The following is a 19,233-nucleotide window of genomic DNA, read 5'->3' on the forward strand; positions in this document are numbered from 1 at the left end:
ACAAGTTAAAATAAATGCAATACACAACAATCTGATTTTTAAATTGTTAATTATTTTAATATAAAAAATTCAATAAAATATTGTAATAATAAAAAGGAATACTAACTTTGTAAGATTAAGTAATGAATAGGAATTATAATGAGTGTGATTGCAGAAATAATTGATACTCTTGAAAATAAGATTAAAAAACTTTTTTTTAAAATAAAAAGTTTAGAACAAAACAATCAAGAATTACAATTAGAATTAAAGAATGCTGCAGTGTTGATACAATCTCAAACGATTGAAATTGAAACGCTAAAAACACAATTAGAGACACTCAAAATAGCCAATGCATTATTAGGCAGTGACGATAATAAAAGAGATACAAAGCTTAAAATAAATTCAATAATTCGTGAAATTGATTACTGTATAGCTCAGCTATCAGATTAGTAAAAATATGGACGAAAAGCTTAAAATTAAGATATCAATTGCAGACAGAGTTTACCCTTTAACAGTGGATCGCTCTCAGGAAGAAGGACTTAGAAGTGCTTCGAAGAAAATTGATGCGATGATTAAGCAATTTGAAGAAAATTATGCTGTACGAGACAAACAAGATGTATTGGCTATGTGTGCCTTACAATTTGCTTCTCAAGCAGAACAAAAACAAATTGATAATGCAATAAATGGCGAAGAAACCATTGAAAGATTAAACAAAATCAGTTTACTTTTAGATCAACATCTCGAAAATTAAACGTTCTTTACAAAGACTAAGATACTGCCTACATTAGTTCATATTGGTAAACTCAACACTAACATTTTAGAATGAGCAAATCATCACTACTAAAGCATGCCACGCTTCGGCGAGGAAACTTGAACAGTGAGTTAGCTCAAAACTTGTCTTTTCGAGTTTATACAACTTCTAATGTAGGCTTTTTTTATATATAAATTTTTAATAAACATGGACATCATAACAATAATTATTTCAGGAATTACAGGTATAGCAGCAGGATTTGGCATCGCAAAAATCATCGAAAAAAGCAATATCTCTAATTTAATCAAAAGCGCAAAAAAAGAAGCAGCATCAATCTTAAAAGACGCCAATCTTGAAGCCGAAAATATTAAAAAAGACAAAATTCTTCAAGCAAAAGAAAAATTTATTGAATTAAAATCGGAACACGAACAGGTAATTCTTGCGCGAGATAAAAAAGTAGCTGAAGTCGAAAAAAGAGTTCGAGACAAAGAATCTCAAATTTCAAATGAATTATCAAAAGCTAAAAAAGTAAATGATGATTTTGAGGCAAAAACAGCTGAATACTCAACTAAGATCGAAGTTTTAGAAAAAAAACAACAAGAAGTTGACAAGCTACATAAAAGTCAATTGCAACAACTAGAATTAATTTCTGGTTTATCAGCAGATGAAGCCAAAGAGCAATTAGTTGAAGGACTTAAGGCAGAAGCCAAAAGTAAAGCCATGTCTCATATTCAAGACACTATTGAAGAAGCTAAATTAACTGCACAACAAGAGGCCAAAAAAATAATCATCAACACGATCCAAAGAGTTGGTACTGAAGAAGCTGTAGAAAACTGCGTATCGGTATTCAACATCGAATCTGATGATGTAAAAGGTAGAATTATTGGACGTGAAGGTAGAAACATTAGAGCCCTTGAAGCAGCAACAGGAGTTGAAATTATCGTTGATGACACTCCAGAAGCTATAATTCTTTCCTGTTTTGACCCTGTACGAAGAGAAATAGCACGTTTGGCATTACACAAATTAGTTACAGACGGACGTATTCACCCTGCCCGTATTGAAGAAGTTGTTGCAAAAACAACTAAACAAATTGACGATGAAATTATAGAAGTAGGAAAACGCACTGTGATCGATTTAGGAATTCACGGTTTACATCCTGAATTGATAAAAGTAGTAGGTAGAATGAAATACCGTTCTTCTTACGGACAAAATTTATTGCAACACTCTCGTGAAGTTTCAAAACTTTGTGGAATTATGGCTGCTGAATTAGGATTGAATGTTAAGCTTGCAAAAAGAGCTGGATTACTTCATGATATTGGTAAAGTACCTGATGCCGAAAGCGATCTACCTCACGCCTTATTAGGTATGCAATGGGCTGAAAAATACGGTGAGAAAGAGGAAGTTTGTAACGCCATTGGAGCCCACCATGACGAGATAGAAATGAAATCATTACTATCTCCAATCGTTCAAGTTTGTGATGCCATTTCTGGCGCAAGACCAGGTGCAAGAAGACAAGTTTTAGACTCTTACATTCAACGTTTGAAAGATTTAGAAGAAGTGGCTTATGGATTTAGCGGAGTAAAAAATGCTTATGCAATTCAAGCTGGTAGAGAACTTCGTGTTATTGTAGAAAGCGAAAAAGTTTCAGATGATAATGCAGCCACTTTATCATTTGAAATTTCACAAAAAATTCAAACCGAAATGACTTATCCAGGTCAAGTGAAAGTTACCGTAATTAGAGAAACTAGAGCAGTAAATATCGCTAAATAAAAATTCATAAATTATCCCGAAAGTTTTGGGATTTAATTCCAAATTTCAATTATTGCATAATTGAAATTTGGTTTTTTTTTACAATTTGTTTAAAAAAAGCAATTAGTTTTTTTTGAAATAAATCTTAAAGGTTGACCCAAAATCAAGCGTACTTTCTACTTCAATTTTACCCCCCATATTCTCGATTTGATTTTTAGTTAAATATAATCCAACGCCACGTGCATCGGTATTTTTATGAAACGTTTTATATAACCCGAATATAGAATCTTTGTGTTTACTCAAATCAATTCCCAATCCGTTATCTTTTACATTTAAAATAATGTAATCATCATTTGATTCTGATGTAAAAATAATTTTTGGCTCTTTATTTGGATCTGAATATTTGATTGCATTAGTAACCAAGTTTAACATTATACTTTCCAAATAAGCAGGAATACACATGACAATTAAAGAATTTGGAACATAATTCAAAACTTGAATTCCTTTTATTTTTATAGATTCATGGAGAACATCCAGAACTTTATCAATAAAACTATTGACTTTTAATTCCTGAGTATTATTCTCTTTCTCGGTATATATACTAACCAATTCATTAAGATTCTCAATTGTTGAGAACAATTCATCAGATACAATTTGAATGTTACTCATTGTATCTGCGTCTGATAAAAGATTCTCTTTATGCAAATCTAATAATGATTTTATATTTCCACTATGGGTCCTTAAATTATGAGATACAATATGGGCAAAATTTAATAACTTATTGTTTTGAGTATTTACAATTTCAAGCATTTGGGCCAATTCAATTTCTTTCTCTTTTTGTTCAGAAATATCAGTATGAGTACCTGCAATACGAAGAGGCTTTCCATTTTCGTCTCTTTCGATAACTTTTCCCCTATCCAGTATCCATTTGTATCTTCCATTGCATAAAACACGATGGCAAGTTTCATAAAATGGAATTTTATTTTCAAAATGAAGGTTTATATTACCATAATATTCTTCGCGATCATCAGGATGCACCCTTTCATCCCATTCTTCAGGAGAAGCTACCAAATCCGACTCATTCAATTCCAAGATCTTCATGGATTCCGAAGAATAATAAACGTTATTTGTGATCAAATCCCAATCCCAAACTCCTCTATCCGAAGCTTGAACTGCAAAATGATATCTTTCATCTGCAATTTTCAAGCGAATCTCCTGCTCTTTAACAATTGTTATATCCGAAATTAGTCCATAAAAAACCACCTCATCTTGTTTACTTTTTTTTGGGGTTGCATCAATACGAATCCATTTATATCCACTTTCAGGCAATAGCAATCTAAAATCTATTTCCCACTTTTTTTTGCTTGTTACTGCTTTCTCATAGGAATCCAAGAACCCTTTTAAATCTGGTTCATAAATCTTGTAATTTGATAATCTATAGGAATCTTCCAAAAAATCATTAATCGAAAACTCATCTAAAAACTCAATAGGTTTACTTAAGAAATCAACCGATATATGTTTTTGAGAATTAACCCTAATTTGGAAAATAATATTGGGAAGTTGTTTTATTAAACTCTCGTATAACTTGTTTAAATCTTCAGGTTTTTTATTGGTTGTAAAAATCATATCTTAGGGACTACTTATTTACAACAAAAATATCGAAACTTATATATATATCCTTCAAAAATAACAATTTATTATAAAATCACTTTCTAGGATGAAAGGTATTTATCACTTCTGTTAAAAATTTACGATCTAAATGGACATAAATTTCTGTTGTGGTAATGGATTCGTGTCCAAGCATCAATTGAATCGAACGTAAATCGGCACCATTTTCTAATAAATGAGTTGCAAAAGAATGACGAAAAGTATGTGGGCTAATCTTTTTATTTAAATTGATTTTTACAGCCAAATCCTTAATGATTGTAAAAATCATAGCTCTTGTCAATTGTCTTCCTCTGCGATTCAGAAATAAAGTATCTTCAAATCCTTTTTGAATATTCAAATGAACACGGACATCATTTTTGTAAATACCAATGTATTTTTGGGTCAAATCCCCAACAGGAACAAAACGTTGTTTATTTCCTTTCCCTGTTATCTTTATAAATCCTTCTTCAAAAAACAAATCGGATATTTTTAAGGTTACCAATTCGGAAACGCGAAGTCCACAGCCGTAAAGCGTTTCCAGTAAAGCTCGATTGCGTTCCCCTTCGTTCGAACTCAAATCAATTGCCAAAATTAATGCATCGATTTCCTCAATAGCCAATGTATCTGGTAATTTTCGTCCTGTTTTAGGTGATTCTATTAATTCCAAAGGATTGTCATTTCTATAATCTTCAAATATTAAATAGGAAAAAAAACTTTTTAATCCTGAAATTATTCTGGCTTGAGATCTCGGATTTACTTCTTTGGAAACAGCATAAATAAATTGTTGAAGTATTTCTTCATTTATAGTAATTGGAGAACGCTGAATGTCATTTTGAGTCAAAAACAAACGCAAACGATCGATGTCAAAGGTATAATTGTCAATAGTGTTTTTTGACAAACCTCTTTCAATTTTAAGATACGACTGATAATTTTTTAGATACAATTCCCAATTCATAGATACAAAGTAATGAATTTTATTGGCATAAAAAAAACCTCCCGAGTTGGGAGGTTTACTATTTAATTTTATATAATAACCTGTATCTTTTTTATTGGATGGGATATAATTTGAATCACCATTTATATAATAGTCCAAATTTGGGTTGAGCGAAAATATTATTAAATAAATTTATATTGACTACCAAATCACTAGTACTAGATCCATTTTCTGGTTTCGCATTATTATAACTTAAAACCTCCGCTAACGTAAATGTTGCTGCCCATTTCTGTGTAAAAAAATAATTAATTCCCAAATCAATATTAGCCTTGATACCATCATTTGTATCAGAAGTCCCATTCAAATATTCCAACTTTGTATGATTGTATCCCAAACCTGTTTCTCCGTATGCTTTAAAATTACCCAAATTCAAGAAATAATATCTTGCAAATACCCCAATTCCATATGAATTTGATTTATCAAGATTATTACTATTCAGTAAATATGACACCGACGAGATATTAAAATCACCTCCTACGGCCCATTTTTGATCCAAAAAATAGCCAAATTTGGGTGTAATAGCAAAATAATCATCACTACTGTCCCCTGTCGTTATAGTTATTCCGCCCTCAAGCCACATATCTCCTTTTGAAAAAGTAGCTTTTGGCAAACCCGATTCTTGAGCATTTGCAAAACCGAATGCAAATACTGTTACTAATACTACAATAATTCTTTTCATTTTTTTTGTTTTGTTTGTTAATACTCTAGTAAATGTACGAAATACGAATCAAAAAAAGTTAACTAAACCTTAATTAAATCGTAAAAAACAAGTAATAAATAACTATAAATAAGATATTTACATCTAAAAACAAAAAATAAAATTAACAAGAATTAAAAAAAGATGTTTTTTCTTAACAAAATAAATAAAAACAGTTTTATTTTAAAAAAGCATTCTTTTTTGATGCAAATGATTATCACTATTAGATTTGGTTTATTTATTTTTACAAAAACAAAAAAATATGAAAATTGCCATCCTTAATGGTCCAAATCTCAATTTACTAGGAAAAAGAGAACCCGAAGTATACGGAAACCAAACATTTGAAGATTATTTTGAAATTTTAAAAAGTAAGTTTCCACAAATAGAATTAACGTACTACCAAAGCAATATCGAAGGAGAATTGATTGGTAAAATACAAGAGTTAGGTTTTTCTTACGATGGTATAATTCTTAATGCAGGCGCTTACACACATACTTCTATAGGAATAGGTGATGCTATTAAAGCCATAACTACACCTGTAATCGAAGTACACATTTCGAATACTTATGCCCGTGAGAGTTTCAGACACCAATCCTATATTTCTGGAAATGCAAAAGGCGTAATTCTAGGTTTTGGTTTAAAAAGTTATGATTTAGCAATTCAATCTTTTTTATGATAAGTATTAACATAAATTTATACAAAACCAAGTATTTTTATATGTAACATACCTTACAAAAGAGCGTCAAACATCGAAACTACAACTATGAAAAACGCTCTTTTGTTATTTTTTTTATTTCCAAGCCTTTTTAGTTTTGCCCAAATCAAAGGTAAAGTAACCGACGAAAAAGGAAATCCTTTGCCTTCAGTTACCATTTACGAAGAGAATACTTATAATGGAACAACTTCTAACGAACAAGGTTATTACGATTTAAACATCAAAAAAACAGGCAAACACGTCGTAGTTTTTCAATTTTTAGGTTTTAAAACACAGAAAACAACTTTGGATATTGTTACTTTTCCACATAATTTAGATGTAAAATTGGTAGAGGAAAGTTTTTCGCTCCATGAAGTAGTGATTAATCCAAAGGACAATCCTGCCAATCAAATTATAAAAAACGCCATTGCTAGTAAAAAAGCAAATATCAAAAAAACTGCCAAATACAAAGCTGATTTTTATTCACGAGGGATTTTTAGAATCAAGGATGCTCCCAGAAAGGTTTTAGGCAAAAAACTAGATATGTTTGATGAAGTACTGGATTCTACTCGAAGTGGAATACTTTATTTATCAGAAACTGTATCTAAAATTACATTTCAGAAACCGGACAAAATGAAAGAAACTATTATTGCTTCTAAGGTAAGTGGCAATGATAGCGGATTTAGTTTCAACAATGCCGCTTCGGCCAATTTTGATTTCTATGATAATTATTTGCCTTTTGATGTCAATGTAGTTTCCCCTGTTGCCGACAATGCTTTTAATTACTATAAATACAAGTTGGAAGGTTCATTTTATAATGAAAACAACCAACAAATCAACAAAATAAAAATTACCCCAAAAAGGCCTTCTGAACCTGTCATGGAAGGCTACATTTATATAGTCGATGATAGTTGGGCTATTTACGCAGTTGATGTCAACATCAAAGGGGAACAAATGCAAAATCCTGCTTTGAACTTATTGACTTTGAAACAAAATTTCAGCTACAATTCGGTTACAAAAATATGGGTCAAAAACACACAAACAATCGATTTTACTTTTGGAATGCTAAGTATTAATATTTCGGGTAGATTTACATATGTCTTTTCCAATTTCGAATTCGATCCAACTTTTACCAAAAAAACGTTTACAAAAGAAGTCTTAACTTTTGAAGAAAATGCCAATAAAAAAGAGGATACGTATTGGAATACGATTCGGCCCATTCCTTTAACGATAGAAGAAAGCACGGATTACGTCAAAAAAGACAGCTTACAAACCAAGAAAAAGTCACAGGTCTATCAGGACTCCATTGATAAAAAACACAATAGATTCCATATATCCGATCCAATCACTGGTTATTCCTATAAAAATTCTTTCAAAAAATGGTCAGCCAAATATGATGGTATACTAACTGGCATCAATTACAATACAGTGCAAGGTTGGAAAATCACATCGGGATTATCATATACCAAAAACGACCGTGAGAATGGAAAATACACTCGCTTTGGAGCCGATTTTGACTACGGATTCTCTGAAAATAAATTTAGATCAACGGGAAGTTTTATTCATAAATTTAATAATATCAATAAAAGCGAAATTCAAATTTCTGGAGGAAATCGAGTAATGCAATTCAATGAAGAAAAGCCAATAAAAAAACTCTTAAACTCCGTTACTACTTTGTTTTTTAAAGAAAATTTGATGAAGATTTACGAAAATAATTACATCTCTTTTTTATACCAACGAGAAATCACCAATGGAATTTTCTTAAAAGCCAAAGTTGACTATTTAGAAAACAAACCTTTGTTTAATACTACAGATTATACTTTTTTACAAAAAGATAAGCTTTACACTTCTAATAATCCTTGGGCTCCAAATGATTATACAACAGCTGCTTTTGAAAAATATAATTTAATAAAAGCTAAAGTAGAAGCTAGATTTAATTTTGATCAAGAATATATCACACGTCCAGATGGAAAATTTGATTTTTCAAACGGCAATTTCCCTGTACTAACATTGGGTTTTGAAAAAGGATTGGCGGGAAGTGAAAAAAAATATGAATACAATCATTTAAAGGTCAAAGTATCGTATGAAATAACCTTAGGAAACAAAGGAATTTTATCTTTGAATACCAAAGGAGGTAAATTCTTTAATGCTGATCAAATATCATTTGTAGATTATAAACATTTTAACGGAAACCAAACCTATATTGGAATGTCTGAAAGCTATCTGAATGTATTTAATTTAATGCCTTATTATACCAATAGTACAAATGACAGTTATTTTGAATTGCATTCAGAGCACAATGACAAAGGGTATATCATGAATAAAATTCCATTATTAAATTTACTTAAATCAAATTTGGTTTTGGGATATCATTTACTCGCAATACCAAATAGAAATCCTTACGCTGAATATGGAGTAGGCCTCGACAATCTTGGTTTTGGAAAATTCAAACTATTTCGTCTGGATTATATTCGTTCCTATCAAAAAGGATTTCAAAAAGACGGGATAATTGTTGGAATTAAATTTCTGAATTAGAAATCTAGGTTAAAAGCAATAAAAAAACCAATACTTTTATAAATCGTATTGGTTTTTTTTTAAAATCTTTAATTAGGCTCAATATGGATTAACACGTGGCCTAATTCTGGTATTTCTTCTCGCAACGTATCTTTGAGTCTATGCGAAATATCATGACCTTCTATCACCGAGATTTTCCCACTTACTCTCGCATGTAAATCTACATGATATTTCATTCCAGCTTTTCTAATAAAACATTTTTCGGTATCAATAACTCCTTCAACTTGATGAGAGACTTGCCTAATTTCTTCGACCAAATCATCATATAAATGTTCATCCATTATTTCACCAAGTGCAGGTCTAAAAATGAGGTAACTATTATACAATATGAAAAAAGAGGCGAATAAAGCGGCCCAGTCATCAGCAGATTCATATCCTTTTCCAAAAAATAATGCAATAGAAATTCCGACAAATGCCGCTATCGAAGTTAAAGCATCACTTCTATGATGCCAAGCATCGGCTTTGAGAGAAGAACTATTGGTTTCTTTGCTTCTTTTCATCACCAATCGAAAAGAATACTCTTTCCAAAGAATAATAGCACCAAGTACGTATAACGTCCATGATTTAGGCAAATCATGTGATGTTTGAATATTTATAATACTTTCATACCCAATAATAGTTGCCGATGTTATTAAAAAACCAACAACTAAAAAAGTGATCAATGGTTCGGCTCTACCATGTCCATAAGGATGATTCTCATCAGCGGGTCGATTGGAATATTTTATACCAAACAAAACCAACAATGAAGCAAAAATATCGGTAGTTGATTCAATTGCGTCAGCAACTAATGCATACGAATTTCCAAAAAAACCAGCCAAGCCTTTTATTATAGCCAATGAAGTATTCCCTACGATACTAAAATAGGTCGCCTTTATTGCTTTTTGTTCATTTGTTTTATCCATCAGATTATTATTTAATATGCTAAAAATCGCTTAAACAAACTCTTTTCGAAAGAAAATGAAATTCATTTAAGCGATTTTAAAAATTGATTTTTATTATTGTTTTTCTCTAACGATTTGTGCACCGATAGCTCTTAATCGCTCATCTATTCGTTCATATCCACGATCTATTTGTTCAATATTTTGAATGATGCTGGTTCCTTTTCCGGTAAGTGCAGCAATCAATAATGAAATTCCGGCACGAATATCTGGGGAAGACATGGTTGTTGCTTTTAGTACCGATTTAAAATCGTGTCCAATAACTACTGCTCTATGAGGATCACACAACATGATCTTTGCTCCCATATCTATTAATTTATCTACAAAGAACAAACGGCTTTCGAACATTTTTTGGTGAATCAAAACATCTCCTTTAGCTTGAGTAGCTACAACCAAAATAATACTCAATAAATCGGGAGTAAAACCTGGCCAAGGTGCATCGGAAATTGTTAGGATTGAACCATCAATATCGGTTTTAACTTCATACCCGTTTTTGTGTTCAGGGATAAAAATATCATCGCCTCTTTTTTCAAGAGTAATTCCTAATTTTCTAAAGGTGTTTGGAATTACCCCAAGGTTTTCCCAACTCACATCTTTAATGGTAATTTCGCTTCTTGTCATAGCCGCAAGACCAATCCAAGAACCAATTTCAATCATATCTGGAAGTATTCTGTGTTCGCATCCTCCAAGATATTCTACTCCTTCAATTGTTAATAAATTAGAACCCACGCCAGTAATTTTGGCACCCATGGAGTTCAGCATTTTACAAAGTTGCTGTAAGTAAGGTTCACAGGCTGCATTGTAAACAGTCGTTTTACCTTTGGCCAAAACCGCAGCCATTACAATATTAGCCGTCCCCGTTACTGAAGCTTCGTCTAATAACATATCAGCACCCACAAGTCCATCTGGAGCTTCTACTCCATAAAAATGGTCTTCTCTGTTGTATCTAAATTTGGCTCCTAAATTGATGAACCCTTCAAAATGGGTATCCAATCTACGGCGTCCAATTTTGTCTCCTCCTGGTTTAGGGATATATCCTTTTCCGAAACGGGCCAAAAGTGGGCCAACAATCATAATGGAACCACGAAGTGACCCACCCTCTTTCTTGAAGGCTTCTGTTTCTAGGTATCCTACATTAATCTCATCGGATTGAAAAGTATAGGATCCTTGTCCTATTTTCTCAATTTTAACTCCTAAATTACCCAAAAGAGTAATCAATTTATTAATATCAATAATATCTGGAATATTGTTGATTGTTATTTTTTCGGGTGTCAAAAGAACAGCACATAAAATTTGTAATGCTTCATTTTTGGCACCTTGAGGTATTACTTCTCCTTTAAGAGGAACTCCCCCTACTATTTTGAAAACTTCCATGTTTTTGTTTTAAGTTTCTGAGATTCTAGTTTCCTTGACTTTAAGTTTTTTTTAAGCTTTTCAGCTTCGATTCTTAGTGTCTTAGTTTCTCTTTAATTTATTTACTTTTTTTGAAAAGGTTTTGGTTTACCTGTTTTATTATTCTTATTGCTTTGGATTTTTGGTTGCCCAACAGGAGAAATTTTATTTGAGACTCTTTTATTGGTTCGCAATAAATCAGTGGTATTTAATAATTCCTCTGAACTCTGCAATAAATTCAACTTCCCATCTGACAGTTCATAAAGATGTTCAAAAATCACATCGTCTTTTACAGTGTCTTTGTTCCAACTCAAATAGGATTTTTTCATGTGATTGGCAATTACTTTAACCAATGCATTTTTCATTTCACCTTCTTCCCATTTATTAGCCACATCGATCATGTACTTTATATTGTTTCCATAAAACCTATATTTAGGGAAATTTTGGGGATATTTTAAAACATCAGGTTTGAGTTGTAATACTTCTCTGGAAGGGATAGGATATGGAGAATTGGCAATTAGCTTAAAATCAGACATGATAAAAAGCTGATCCCATAGTTTATGCTGAAAATCAGGTACATCCCTCAAATGAGGATTCAAACTTCCCATAACTTGAATGATGTATTTAGCCGCTTTATTACGTTCTACTTCATCTTCAATTTTAGTGGCTTGCTCAATCAATTTTTGCAAATGACGACCATACTCAGGAATGATTAGATGTTCTCTTTCCGAATTGTATTCTAGATTGAAAACCACATCATTCGCGTTTTCTTTTTTATATTTTTCGATCATAATTATAAGGAAACTATACCTTCTATTATTGATAATTCTTGGTACTTATCGATTATTTCTTGTGAATCTTTTACGGTTAAATCTACCGAAATACTGGTAAATTTTCCTGTTTTGGATTTTGTTGTTTTAATTACGGCTCCCATACAATCGAAAGCACTTTCTACTTTTAGTATATTTTGTTCGGTTGTAGGAACTATAAATTTAAACAAATATTCTGCAGGCCAAGAATTACTAAGGTCTAACTCGACTTTTAATCTTTCATAAAAGGCTGCGATCTCTTTTTCTTTATTGTCTTCCATTTTTTAAATTAAAAAATAAACGCAAAGATACGGTTTAGATTTTAGATTTTAGATTTTAGATTTAGGAATTTAGATTTTAGAATAAATGTCGAATGATTAAACTTCAATAAACAGCTTTTAAAGTTGTCTAGTTGGGCAAAATGTCTATAAATTTAAGATAAAACCCGATTCCGCATTAGACTTTGTTATACCTAGATGCAATTTTTTTTTGCTCAATATCATTGAAGTGGAGCGCGATCAAGATGAACTGCTGAATCATGGCTGTTCTCGACTGGACAAAAAACGGATAATAAATCGGCATTACTTTTAGAAAAAGGGGATAGCATTTTGAATTTAATTTTCTGAAATAAAAGGCCGTAATTCCTATTTTTGTATACTTTTTTTAATTAGTGTATCCAAAAATACAGGATGTTTCTTCTATGAGCCCTGATGGGAGCGGCATCTCCCGATTTAGAAAAACAAGGCTTTTTTGCCGTAGTTTTTGTTAATCGGGAATATAGTGGACAGCAGGAACTATAATTCCTAAAAAAGCCTAATCTTTCGCTCCTGATCATTTGCCTTTAATTAGTGTTGAATAAACTTTTTAAAAACCAATAAGTTTGAGTATTTTTGCCGCTTAATTACAGAAAGTGCAGAAAGAAATTATTGTTATCATTGGTGGCCCTGGTACGGGGAAAAGTTCTATTATTAAAGGTTTACTCGAAAAGGGATATTGTTGTTATCCCGAAATTTCCCGTGAACTCACGCATGAAGCCCAAAGAAGAGGTATTGAACAATTGTTTCTTGAAGATCCTTTATTATTTAGTCAAATGTTGCTTGACGGTAGAATTAAGCAGTATAATAATGCTCAAAACGAAACGCATCAATGGGTTTTTATTGATCGCGGTATTCCGGATGTAGTGGCGTATCTTGATTATATTGGAGATGACTTCCCAGATCATTTTGATCACGCTTGTCGCGAAAATGTGTATACTAAAATATTTATACTTCCGCCATGGGAGGAAATTTATGTAAGCGACAAAGAGCGTTATGAGAGCTTTGAACAAGCCAAAAAAATTCACGAATACCTTACAAATACCTATACAAATTATGGTTATTCACTAATTGAGGTACCTAAAGATAGTGTAGATAACAGAATTCTTTATATATTAGATAAAATTTAGCAAATTACTGAATTTCAACATGATAAATTAGTAAAAATCTAAACTGTAAATAATGCCAAAAGCATTAGCTATTCTTCAAAAATATTGGCAGCACGACAGCTTTAGATCGCTACAAAACGAAATTATTGATTCGGTTTTGAGTGGTCAAGACACTTTTGCTTTAATGCCAACTGGTGGTGGAAAATCGATTTGTTTCCAGATTCCTGGTTTAATGAAAGAAGGAATTTGCTTGGTCATCTCCCCTTTGGTTGCTTTAATGAAAGATCAAGTAGCCAATTTGCAAAAAAGAGGAATCAAAGCAATTGCATTAACTGGCGGTATTCGATCTGAGGAAATGATTGACTTGCTAGACAATTGTCAGTTTGGAAATTATAAATTTTTGTATTTATCTCCAGAACGACTGCAATCGGATTGGATTTTGGATCGTATTAAAGGATTGCCCATAAACTTGATCACTATTGACGAAGCACATTGTGTTTCGCAATGGGGACATGATTTTCGACCTGCATATTTGAAGATTTCGGCATTGAAAACCCATTTTCCAAAAGTTCCTTTATTGGCATTGACCGCCACGGCAACTCCTAGAGTAAAAAAAGATATTATTACGGAATTGGGCATGCACAATCCAAATCAATTTGAAAAATCTTTTGCTAGAAAAAATATTGCCTATATGGTTTTTGAAGTTGAAGATAAACTATATCGGATGCAACAAATCCTTAAAAAAAACCCACAACCTTCTATCATTTATGTCCGAAACAGGAAGTCGTGTCTAGACATTTCTGCACAATTGCAAAGCTTAGGATACAAAAGTACTTATTATCACGGTGGTCTTACCGCTAGAGAAAAAGACAAAAACATGCAGCTTTGGATGGAAGAAAAAGCACAAGTTATAGTTGCTACCAATGCTTTTGGTATGGGAATTGATAAGGCCAATGCAAAAACGGTCATTCACATTCAATTGCCGGAAAACATTGAAAATTATTATCAAGAAGCAGGCCGTGCTGGGAGAAATGGAGAAAAAGCTTTTGCTGTTTTATTGACAAGCCCAGCCGATATTGTTCAATCTGAGAGCCAATTTTTGAACATATTACCAGACAAAGTTTTTTTGAACACTATGTATGTAAAACTTTGCAATTATTTTCAAATTGCTTACGGAGAAGGAATAGACGAGCAGTTTTCCTTTAATTTGCATCATTTTTGTTTGAAATATGGTTTTCCCGCACTAAAAACTTTTAATGCAATGCGTTTTTTGGACGGGCAAGGCATCCTAACAATGTCTCAAGAATTTTCGGAAAAAATCACTTTACAATTTCTTATCCCGTCCAAAGAAGTCATTCGTTATACAAGTTTGAATCCAAATGACGAAGAAATTATTTTGACCATCCTGAGAACGTATCCGGGCGTTTACGAAATGCAAACCACATTTAACTTACCGTTAATTGCAAAAAAATCACATCATTCAGAAGCCGAAATACTTGCCGTATTGCAAAAACTAAAAGAAAAAGAAATAATCGAATACCATTCTAAAAGCAATGACGCAACTTTAATCTTCAATGAAATCAGGGAAGACGAAAGAACAATTAGCAAAGTCAGCAAATACTTAACCCGACAAAACGAACTAAAAAAAGAACAATTACAATCGGTTTTAAAATATATTAGGGAGAAGGATATTTGCAAAAGCAAAATGATATTGGAGTATTTTGGAGAAAAAACAACCAACAATTGTGGGATTTGTTCTTATTGCATTACCATCAAAAAACCTAAAAATGACTTAGATCTTCTTTCTAAAAAAATAACAACATTATTAAAAACAGAAGATTTAAGCTCAAGAGAAATCCAGGATAGGACCAAAAATACCGCAGACGATGTTATCTTTGTGCTACAGCAATTACTAGAAGATGATCTTTTGATTATTCAAAACAACAACAAATACACTTTAAAAACCTAATGGAAAAATTAAGAATTATATTTATGGGAACACCGGAATTTGCTGTTGGCATACTGGACACCATAATCAAAAACAATTATGAAGTAGTAGGTGTAATTACGGCTGCTGACAAACCCGCAGGTAGAGGACAAAAACTGAAATATTCTGCAGTAAAGGAATATGCACTAGAAAACAACCTGACCTTATTACAACCAACCAATCTAAAAGACGAGCGCTTTCTTGAAGAATTAAAATCGTTACAAGCCAATTTACAAATTGTTGTTGCATTTAGAATGTTGCCAAAAGTGGTTTGGGAAATGCCTGCATTAGGAACATTCAATTTACATGCTTCCTTGCTTCCAAATTACAGAGGAGCGGCCCCCATAAATTGGGCAATTATCAATGGAGAGACAAAAACGGGAGTAACTACTTTTTTTATCGATGATAAAATAGACACTGGAGCGATGATACTGAATTCTGAAATAGCAATAGACGCTACAGAAAATGCTGGACAATTGCACGATCGATTAATGGATTTAGGCAAAGAAACTGTAATTGAAACTTTGAAATTAATTGAAATTGGAAATGTAACCACAACCATTCAAAAAGATTCTCCCGACATCAAAACTGCTTACAAACTCAACAAAGAAAATTGTAAAATTGATTGGACAAAGTCGGCTATAGAAATTAACAATCTCATAAGGGGATTAAGTCCTTATCCTAGTGCTTGGTGTTTTTTTAGCGACAAAGATGAAGAGTGGAATGTAAAAATCTATGAATCCAAAATTATTATCGAAGAACACTCCCATGAAATTGGCAGCTTAATTTGCACTAAAAAAGAGATGAAAATTGCAGTAGAAAAAGGCTATATTCAAATAATGAATTTACAATTCCCGGGAAAAAAGAAAATGAATACCCATGAATTACTAAACGGAATTATTTTTTCGGATACTGCGAAAGTCCATTAAGGCTAATAAAAACGGGTGTTAAAGGTATTATTTAAGGGATTTTACCTTACTTTATGAACAATAAAAACAAGTTATTAACAAAATAAGCTAAAATTGTACAAAACACTTGCAAAGACCGTATTTCCTGCTAATTTTGTTTTTAATTAACAATTATTTTAACCAACAATTAACATCAAATTATTATGAACAAATCAGAATTAATCGACGCTATCGCTGCTGATGCAGGAATTACAAAAACTGCTGCAAAATTGGCATTAGAATCATTTTTAGGAAATGTAGGTGGAACTTTGAAAAAAGGTGGTAAAGTATCTTTAGTTGGATTCGGATCATGGTCAGTATCATCAAGAGCTGCAAGAGACGGAAGAAATCCTCAAACTGGAAAAACTATTCAAATCGCTGCAAAAAATGTTGTAAAATTCAAAGCTGGAGCAGATTTAGAAGGAGCTGTAAACTAAATTACAGTTTATCTTAATATAATTAAACCTTCCGATTGGAAGGTTTTTTTTTGCTTTTTAACGATTAGTAACTAAAAAATTTGGATATTTAATTTAAATTTTCTTAAATTTAATTAAAAATATAGCCTTATGATTTCAGAAAAATTAAAAAAAGGATATTTACTTATTGCTGAGCCATCAATAATTGGAGACTTGTCATTTAATAGATCTGTAATCTTATTAGCAGATCATAATCCAGATGGCTCAGTAGGTTTTATCATGAACAAACCTTTGAAATATAACATTAAGGATTTGATTCCAGAAATAAATGCGAATTTCAAAATTTTTAATGGTGGTCCTGTAGAACAAGACAATCTATATTTCATTCACAACATACCCGATTTGATTCCAAATAGCATTGAGATTTCCAATGGCATTTATTGGGGCGGTGACTTTGAATCCACCAAAGAACTCATTAACAACGGTGAAATAAAAAAAGAAAATATTCGATTCTTTTTAGGTTACACAGGTTGGGAAGAGCATCAACTTGAACAAGAAATGGAGGCTAATTCATGGATTGTTACCAGAAATAATTATGAAAATAAAATAATCGGAAAACCTACCACCCATTTTTGGAAAGAACAAATCATCGAATTAGGAGGTGACTACCTTATTTGGTCTAATGCTCCAGAAAATCCTTATTTGAACTAAATCAAATTTAAAGATTCATTTAGTTTTGCAACCAAAACTTTAGAAACCTCAACAGTAAATTCTTTTTTTCTATATTTTGTTATAGGTTGTACCCCTTGTATAACATTGGTTATAAATAATTCATCTGCTTTTTGTAAATCAAAAGGAGAAATAGTTTCTTCAGCGACTTCTATACCTGTTACTTTTTTAGCCAATTCTATAATTTGCTTACGCATCACCCCATTCAAACAGCCTTCTGAGACAGGAGGTGTCGTTAGCCTATTACCTTGCAACATAAAAACATTACCCTGTAAAGCTTCAACAACATTTTTACTGTCATTTAATAAGATACAATTATCCAAACCGTTTTCACTAGCGTAAATACTTCCAGTTACATTTATCAGACGGTTTGTTGTTTTAATAGAAGACAACAATTGCTTTGTAATATAAAAATCCTTGTATAAATCGACTTCATAATTACTTTCGTTAATTAAATATGCCTTGTCCTCAAGTTGAATAGCATGTATTAAAAATGAAACTGCATTGGTTTGAGGCAAATACAAACCACCATTATTTCTATAAACGGTAATTCGAGCCCTAGCAGTTGATGCTATATTTAAGTTTTCAACCAAAGAAAGAATTTGTTCTTCTAAATATTCCATTGTAAAATTCATTGGAATTTCCATTCGAACCACACGCATTGAAGACATTAAGCGAAAGTAGTGATCTTCTAAAAAAAGTATTTTTCCGTTTACAATTTTCACAGTTTCAAAAACTGCATCACCATATAAAAAACCTCTATTTTGCACTAAGACATTTGCGTCTTGAGATACTATTATTCCATTAAAATTTACCATAAAAAAAAGTCACGCTGTTTGAGCGTGACAAATATAAGTTATAATATACAATTTTACTATACAGAACCTATTACATGTTTTAGGTCTGAAATTTGATTTTCCCATAGCTGAGTAGCTTCCTCGACCTCTTCTTTATTGGCAAAGTCGACCACCATTAAAGAAACGTCTTTAGTAAGTTCATCTACTAAAATATTCAATTCAAAAAAGTATTCGGTATCTTTATTATTATCATCTACCCATTTAAATTTTACTTTCTCTCCTGATTTTTTAGACGCTAGGCGAGCTTTTTCTTGAGAATCATTCCATATAAAAGTAAAATACTCCCCCCGAGAATTAACATTATCTGCAAACCATTCGGACAATCCTGATGGAGTTGAAATATATTGATATAACAATTGAGGAGATGAATTTATGGGGAATTCGATTTCGTAACGTACTTTAGAATCCATGAATTTCGTTTTATTTTTGCGAAATATATAGATTATTACTCCAAAAAAAAAACGTTTTCAAAAATATTTTTTTTTATTGCTTTTTTGCTTGCAAACTCTAATTATTGTTTTATATTTGCACCCGCAATCAGGAACAGCTTTTGTTCCAAATATGGCGAGGTAGCTCAGTTGGTTAGAGCGCAGGATTCATAACCCTGAGGTCCCGAGTTCAAATCTCGGTCTCGCTACTAGGTTGAAAGA

General features: G+C 32.0%; 19 protein-coding genes, 1 tRNA gene and 1 other RNA gene. 12 read left to right on the forward strand and 9 right to left on the reverse strand.

Features of this window, described 5'->3' with window-relative positions:
* The first annotated feature begins 138 nt into the window (after positions 1-138).
* From OZP06_RS02830 to rny, 4 genes are all read left to right on the forward strand, one after another.
* On the forward strand, positions 139-429 hold the full coding sequence (locus tag OZP06_RS02830) for a hypothetical protein (protein ID WP_281324202.1): 291 nt from the start codon (positions 139-141) through the stop codon (positions 427-429).
* Positions 430-436: 7 nt separating this feature from the next.
* Entirely contained in the window at positions 437-730 is a 294-nt protein-coding gene (locus tag OZP06_RS02835; RefSeq protein ID WP_269223596.1) for a cell division protein ZapA, read from the forward strand.
* 50 nt (positions 731-780) lie between these two features.
* Positions 781-889, forward strand: a non-coding RNA gene (ssrS, locus tag OZP06_RS02840) — 6S RNA.
* A gap of 48 nt (positions 890-937) precedes the next feature.
* Positions 938-2,500, forward strand: coding sequence for a ribonuclease Y (gene rny, locus OZP06_RS02845; RefSeq protein WP_269223597.1), 1,563 nt, complete (start codon positions 938-940; stop codon positions 2,498-2,500).
* A gap of 102 nt (positions 2,501-2,602) precedes the next feature.
* Here rny and OZP06_RS02850 read toward each other — a convergent pair whose 3' ends face one another.
* From OZP06_RS02850 to OZP06_RS02860, 3 genes are all read right to left on the reverse strand, one after another.
* On the reverse strand, positions 2,603-4,105 hold the full coding sequence (locus tag OZP06_RS02850; protein ID WP_281324203.1) for a PAS domain-containing protein: 1,503 nt from the start codon (positions 4,103-4,105) through the stop codon (positions 2,603-2,605).
* A 79-nt stretch (positions 4,106-4,184) separates the two neighbouring features.
* Positions 4,185-5,081: a site-specific tyrosine recombinase gene (locus tag OZP06_RS02855; RefSeq protein WP_281240400.1), complete on the reverse strand. Its 897-nt coding sequence runs from the start codon at positions 5,079-5,081 to the stop codon at positions 4,185-4,187.
* Between the two features lie 115 nt (positions 5,082-5,196).
* Positions 5,197-5,799: an outer membrane beta-barrel protein gene (locus OZP06_RS02860; protein ID WP_269223600.1), complete on the reverse strand. Its 603-nt coding sequence runs from the start codon at positions 5,797-5,799 to the stop codon at positions 5,197-5,199.
* Positions 5,800-6,079: 280 nt separating this feature from the next.
* On the opposite strand from OZP06_RS02860, the gene aroQ reads away from it, so the two are divergent.
* The gene (gene aroQ, locus OZP06_RS02865) at positions 6,080-6,493 is read left to right on the forward strand and encodes a type II 3-dehydroquinate dehydratase (RefSeq protein WP_269223601.1); all 414 of its coding nucleotides are present in this window, start codon (positions 6,080-6,082) and stop codon (positions 6,491-6,493) included.
* 87 nt (positions 6,494-6,580) lie between these two features.
* Entirely contained in the window at positions 6,581-9,046 is a 2,466-nt protein-coding gene (locus OZP06_RS02870; RefSeq protein WP_281324204.1) for a DUF5686 and carboxypeptidase regulatory-like domain-containing protein, read from the forward strand.
* Positions 9,047-9,114: 68 nt separating this feature from the next.
* Here OZP06_RS02870 and OZP06_RS02875 read toward each other — a convergent pair whose 3' ends face one another.
* The 4 genes from OZP06_RS02875 to OZP06_RS02890 all read right to left on the reverse strand — a co-directional run bounded on the left by OZP06_RS02875 (position 9,115) and on the right by OZP06_RS02890 (position 12,505).
* Positions 9,115-9,987 carry a cation diffusion facilitator family transporter gene (locus tag OZP06_RS02875; protein ID WP_269223602.1) on the reverse strand — a complete coding sequence of 291 codons (873 nt, stop codon included), beginning with the start codon at positions 9,985-9,987 and terminating at the stop codon, positions 9,115-9,117.
* Between the two features lie 93 nt (positions 9,988-10,080).
* Positions 10,081-11,397 (reverse strand): UDP-N-acetylglucosamine 1-carboxyvinyltransferase, encoded by a 1,317-nt coding sequence (murA, locus tag OZP06_RS02880; RefSeq protein ID WP_281239021.1) that lies wholly within the window; start codon positions 11,395-11,397, stop codon positions 10,081-10,083.
* 101 nt (positions 11,398-11,498) lie between these two features.
* The gene (locus OZP06_RS02885) at positions 11,499-12,206 is read right to left on the reverse strand and encodes a DUF4290 domain-containing protein (RefSeq protein WP_269223603.1); all 708 of its coding nucleotides are present in this window, start codon (positions 12,204-12,206) and stop codon (positions 11,499-11,501) included.
* 2 nt (positions 12,207-12,208) lie between these two features.
* Positions 12,209-12,505 carry a DUF493 family protein gene (locus OZP06_RS02890; RefSeq protein WP_269223604.1) on the reverse strand — a complete coding sequence of 99 codons (297 nt, stop codon included), beginning with the start codon at positions 12,503-12,505 and terminating at the stop codon, positions 12,209-12,211.
* 629 nt (positions 12,506-13,134) lie between these two features.
* On the opposite strand from OZP06_RS02890, the gene OZP06_RS02895 reads away from it, so the two are divergent.
* From OZP06_RS02895 to OZP06_RS02915, 5 genes are all read left to right on the forward strand, one after another.
* On the forward strand, positions 13,135-13,668 hold the full coding sequence (locus OZP06_RS02895; protein WP_269223605.1) for an ATP-binding protein: 534 nt from the start codon (positions 13,135-13,137) through the stop codon (positions 13,666-13,668).
* A 52-nt stretch (positions 13,669-13,720) separates the two neighbouring features.
* The gene (locus tag OZP06_RS02900) at positions 13,721-15,616 is read left to right on the forward strand and encodes an ATP-dependent DNA helicase RecQ (protein ID WP_269223606.1); all 1,896 of its coding nucleotides are present in this window, start codon (positions 13,721-13,723) and stop codon (positions 15,614-15,616) included.
* Positions 15,616-16,563, forward strand: a complete 948-nt coding sequence (gene fmt / locus OZP06_RS02905) for a methionyl-tRNA formyltransferase (RefSeq protein ID WP_281324205.1) — start codon at positions 15,616-15,618, stop codon at positions 16,561-16,563. The genes OZP06_RS02900 and fmt overlap by 1 nt, the downstream gene beginning before the upstream one ends.
* A 182-nt stretch (positions 16,564-16,745) precedes the next feature.
* Positions 16,746-17,018 carry an HU family DNA-binding protein gene (locus tag OZP06_RS02910; protein ID WP_269223607.1) on the forward strand — a complete coding sequence of 91 codons (273 nt, stop codon included), beginning with the start codon at positions 16,746-16,748 and terminating at the stop codon, positions 17,016-17,018.
* A gap of 129 nt (positions 17,019-17,147) precedes the next feature.
* Complete coding sequence (locus OZP06_RS02915; RefSeq protein ID WP_269223608.1) at positions 17,148-17,708, forward strand: YqgE/AlgH family protein; 561 nt, start codon at positions 17,148-17,150, stop codon at positions 17,706-17,708.
* Here OZP06_RS02915 and OZP06_RS02920 read toward each other — a convergent pair.
* Both OZP06_RS02920 and OZP06_RS02925 read right to left on the reverse strand, forming a co-directional pair.
* Positions 17,705-18,544: an aminotransferase class IV gene (locus OZP06_RS02920; RefSeq protein ID WP_281324206.1), complete on the reverse strand. Its 840-nt coding sequence runs from the start codon at positions 18,542-18,544 to the stop codon at positions 17,705-17,707. The two genes, OZP06_RS02915 and OZP06_RS02920, sit on opposite strands and share 4 nt — an antisense overlap.
* 56 nt (positions 18,545-18,600) lie before the next feature.
* Positions 18,601-18,993 carry an START-like domain-containing protein gene (locus OZP06_RS02925; protein ID WP_281239017.1) on the reverse strand — a complete coding sequence of 131 codons (393 nt, stop codon included), beginning with the start codon at positions 18,991-18,993 and terminating at the stop codon, positions 18,601-18,603.
* Between the two features lie 153 nt (positions 18,994-19,146).
* Between OZP06_RS02925 and OZP06_RS02930 the strand changes: the two genes are divergently transcribed.
* Positions 19,147-19,220, forward strand: a tRNA-Met gene (locus OZP06_RS02930).
* Positions 19,221-19,233: the final 13 nt, after the last annotated feature.

The sequence above is a fragment of the Flavobacterium sp. IMCC34518 genome (assembly GCF_027111095.2).
GTDB classification, from domain to species: Bacteria; Bacteroidota; Bacteroidia; order Flavobacteriales; family Flavobacteriaceae; genus Flavobacterium; species Flavobacterium praedii.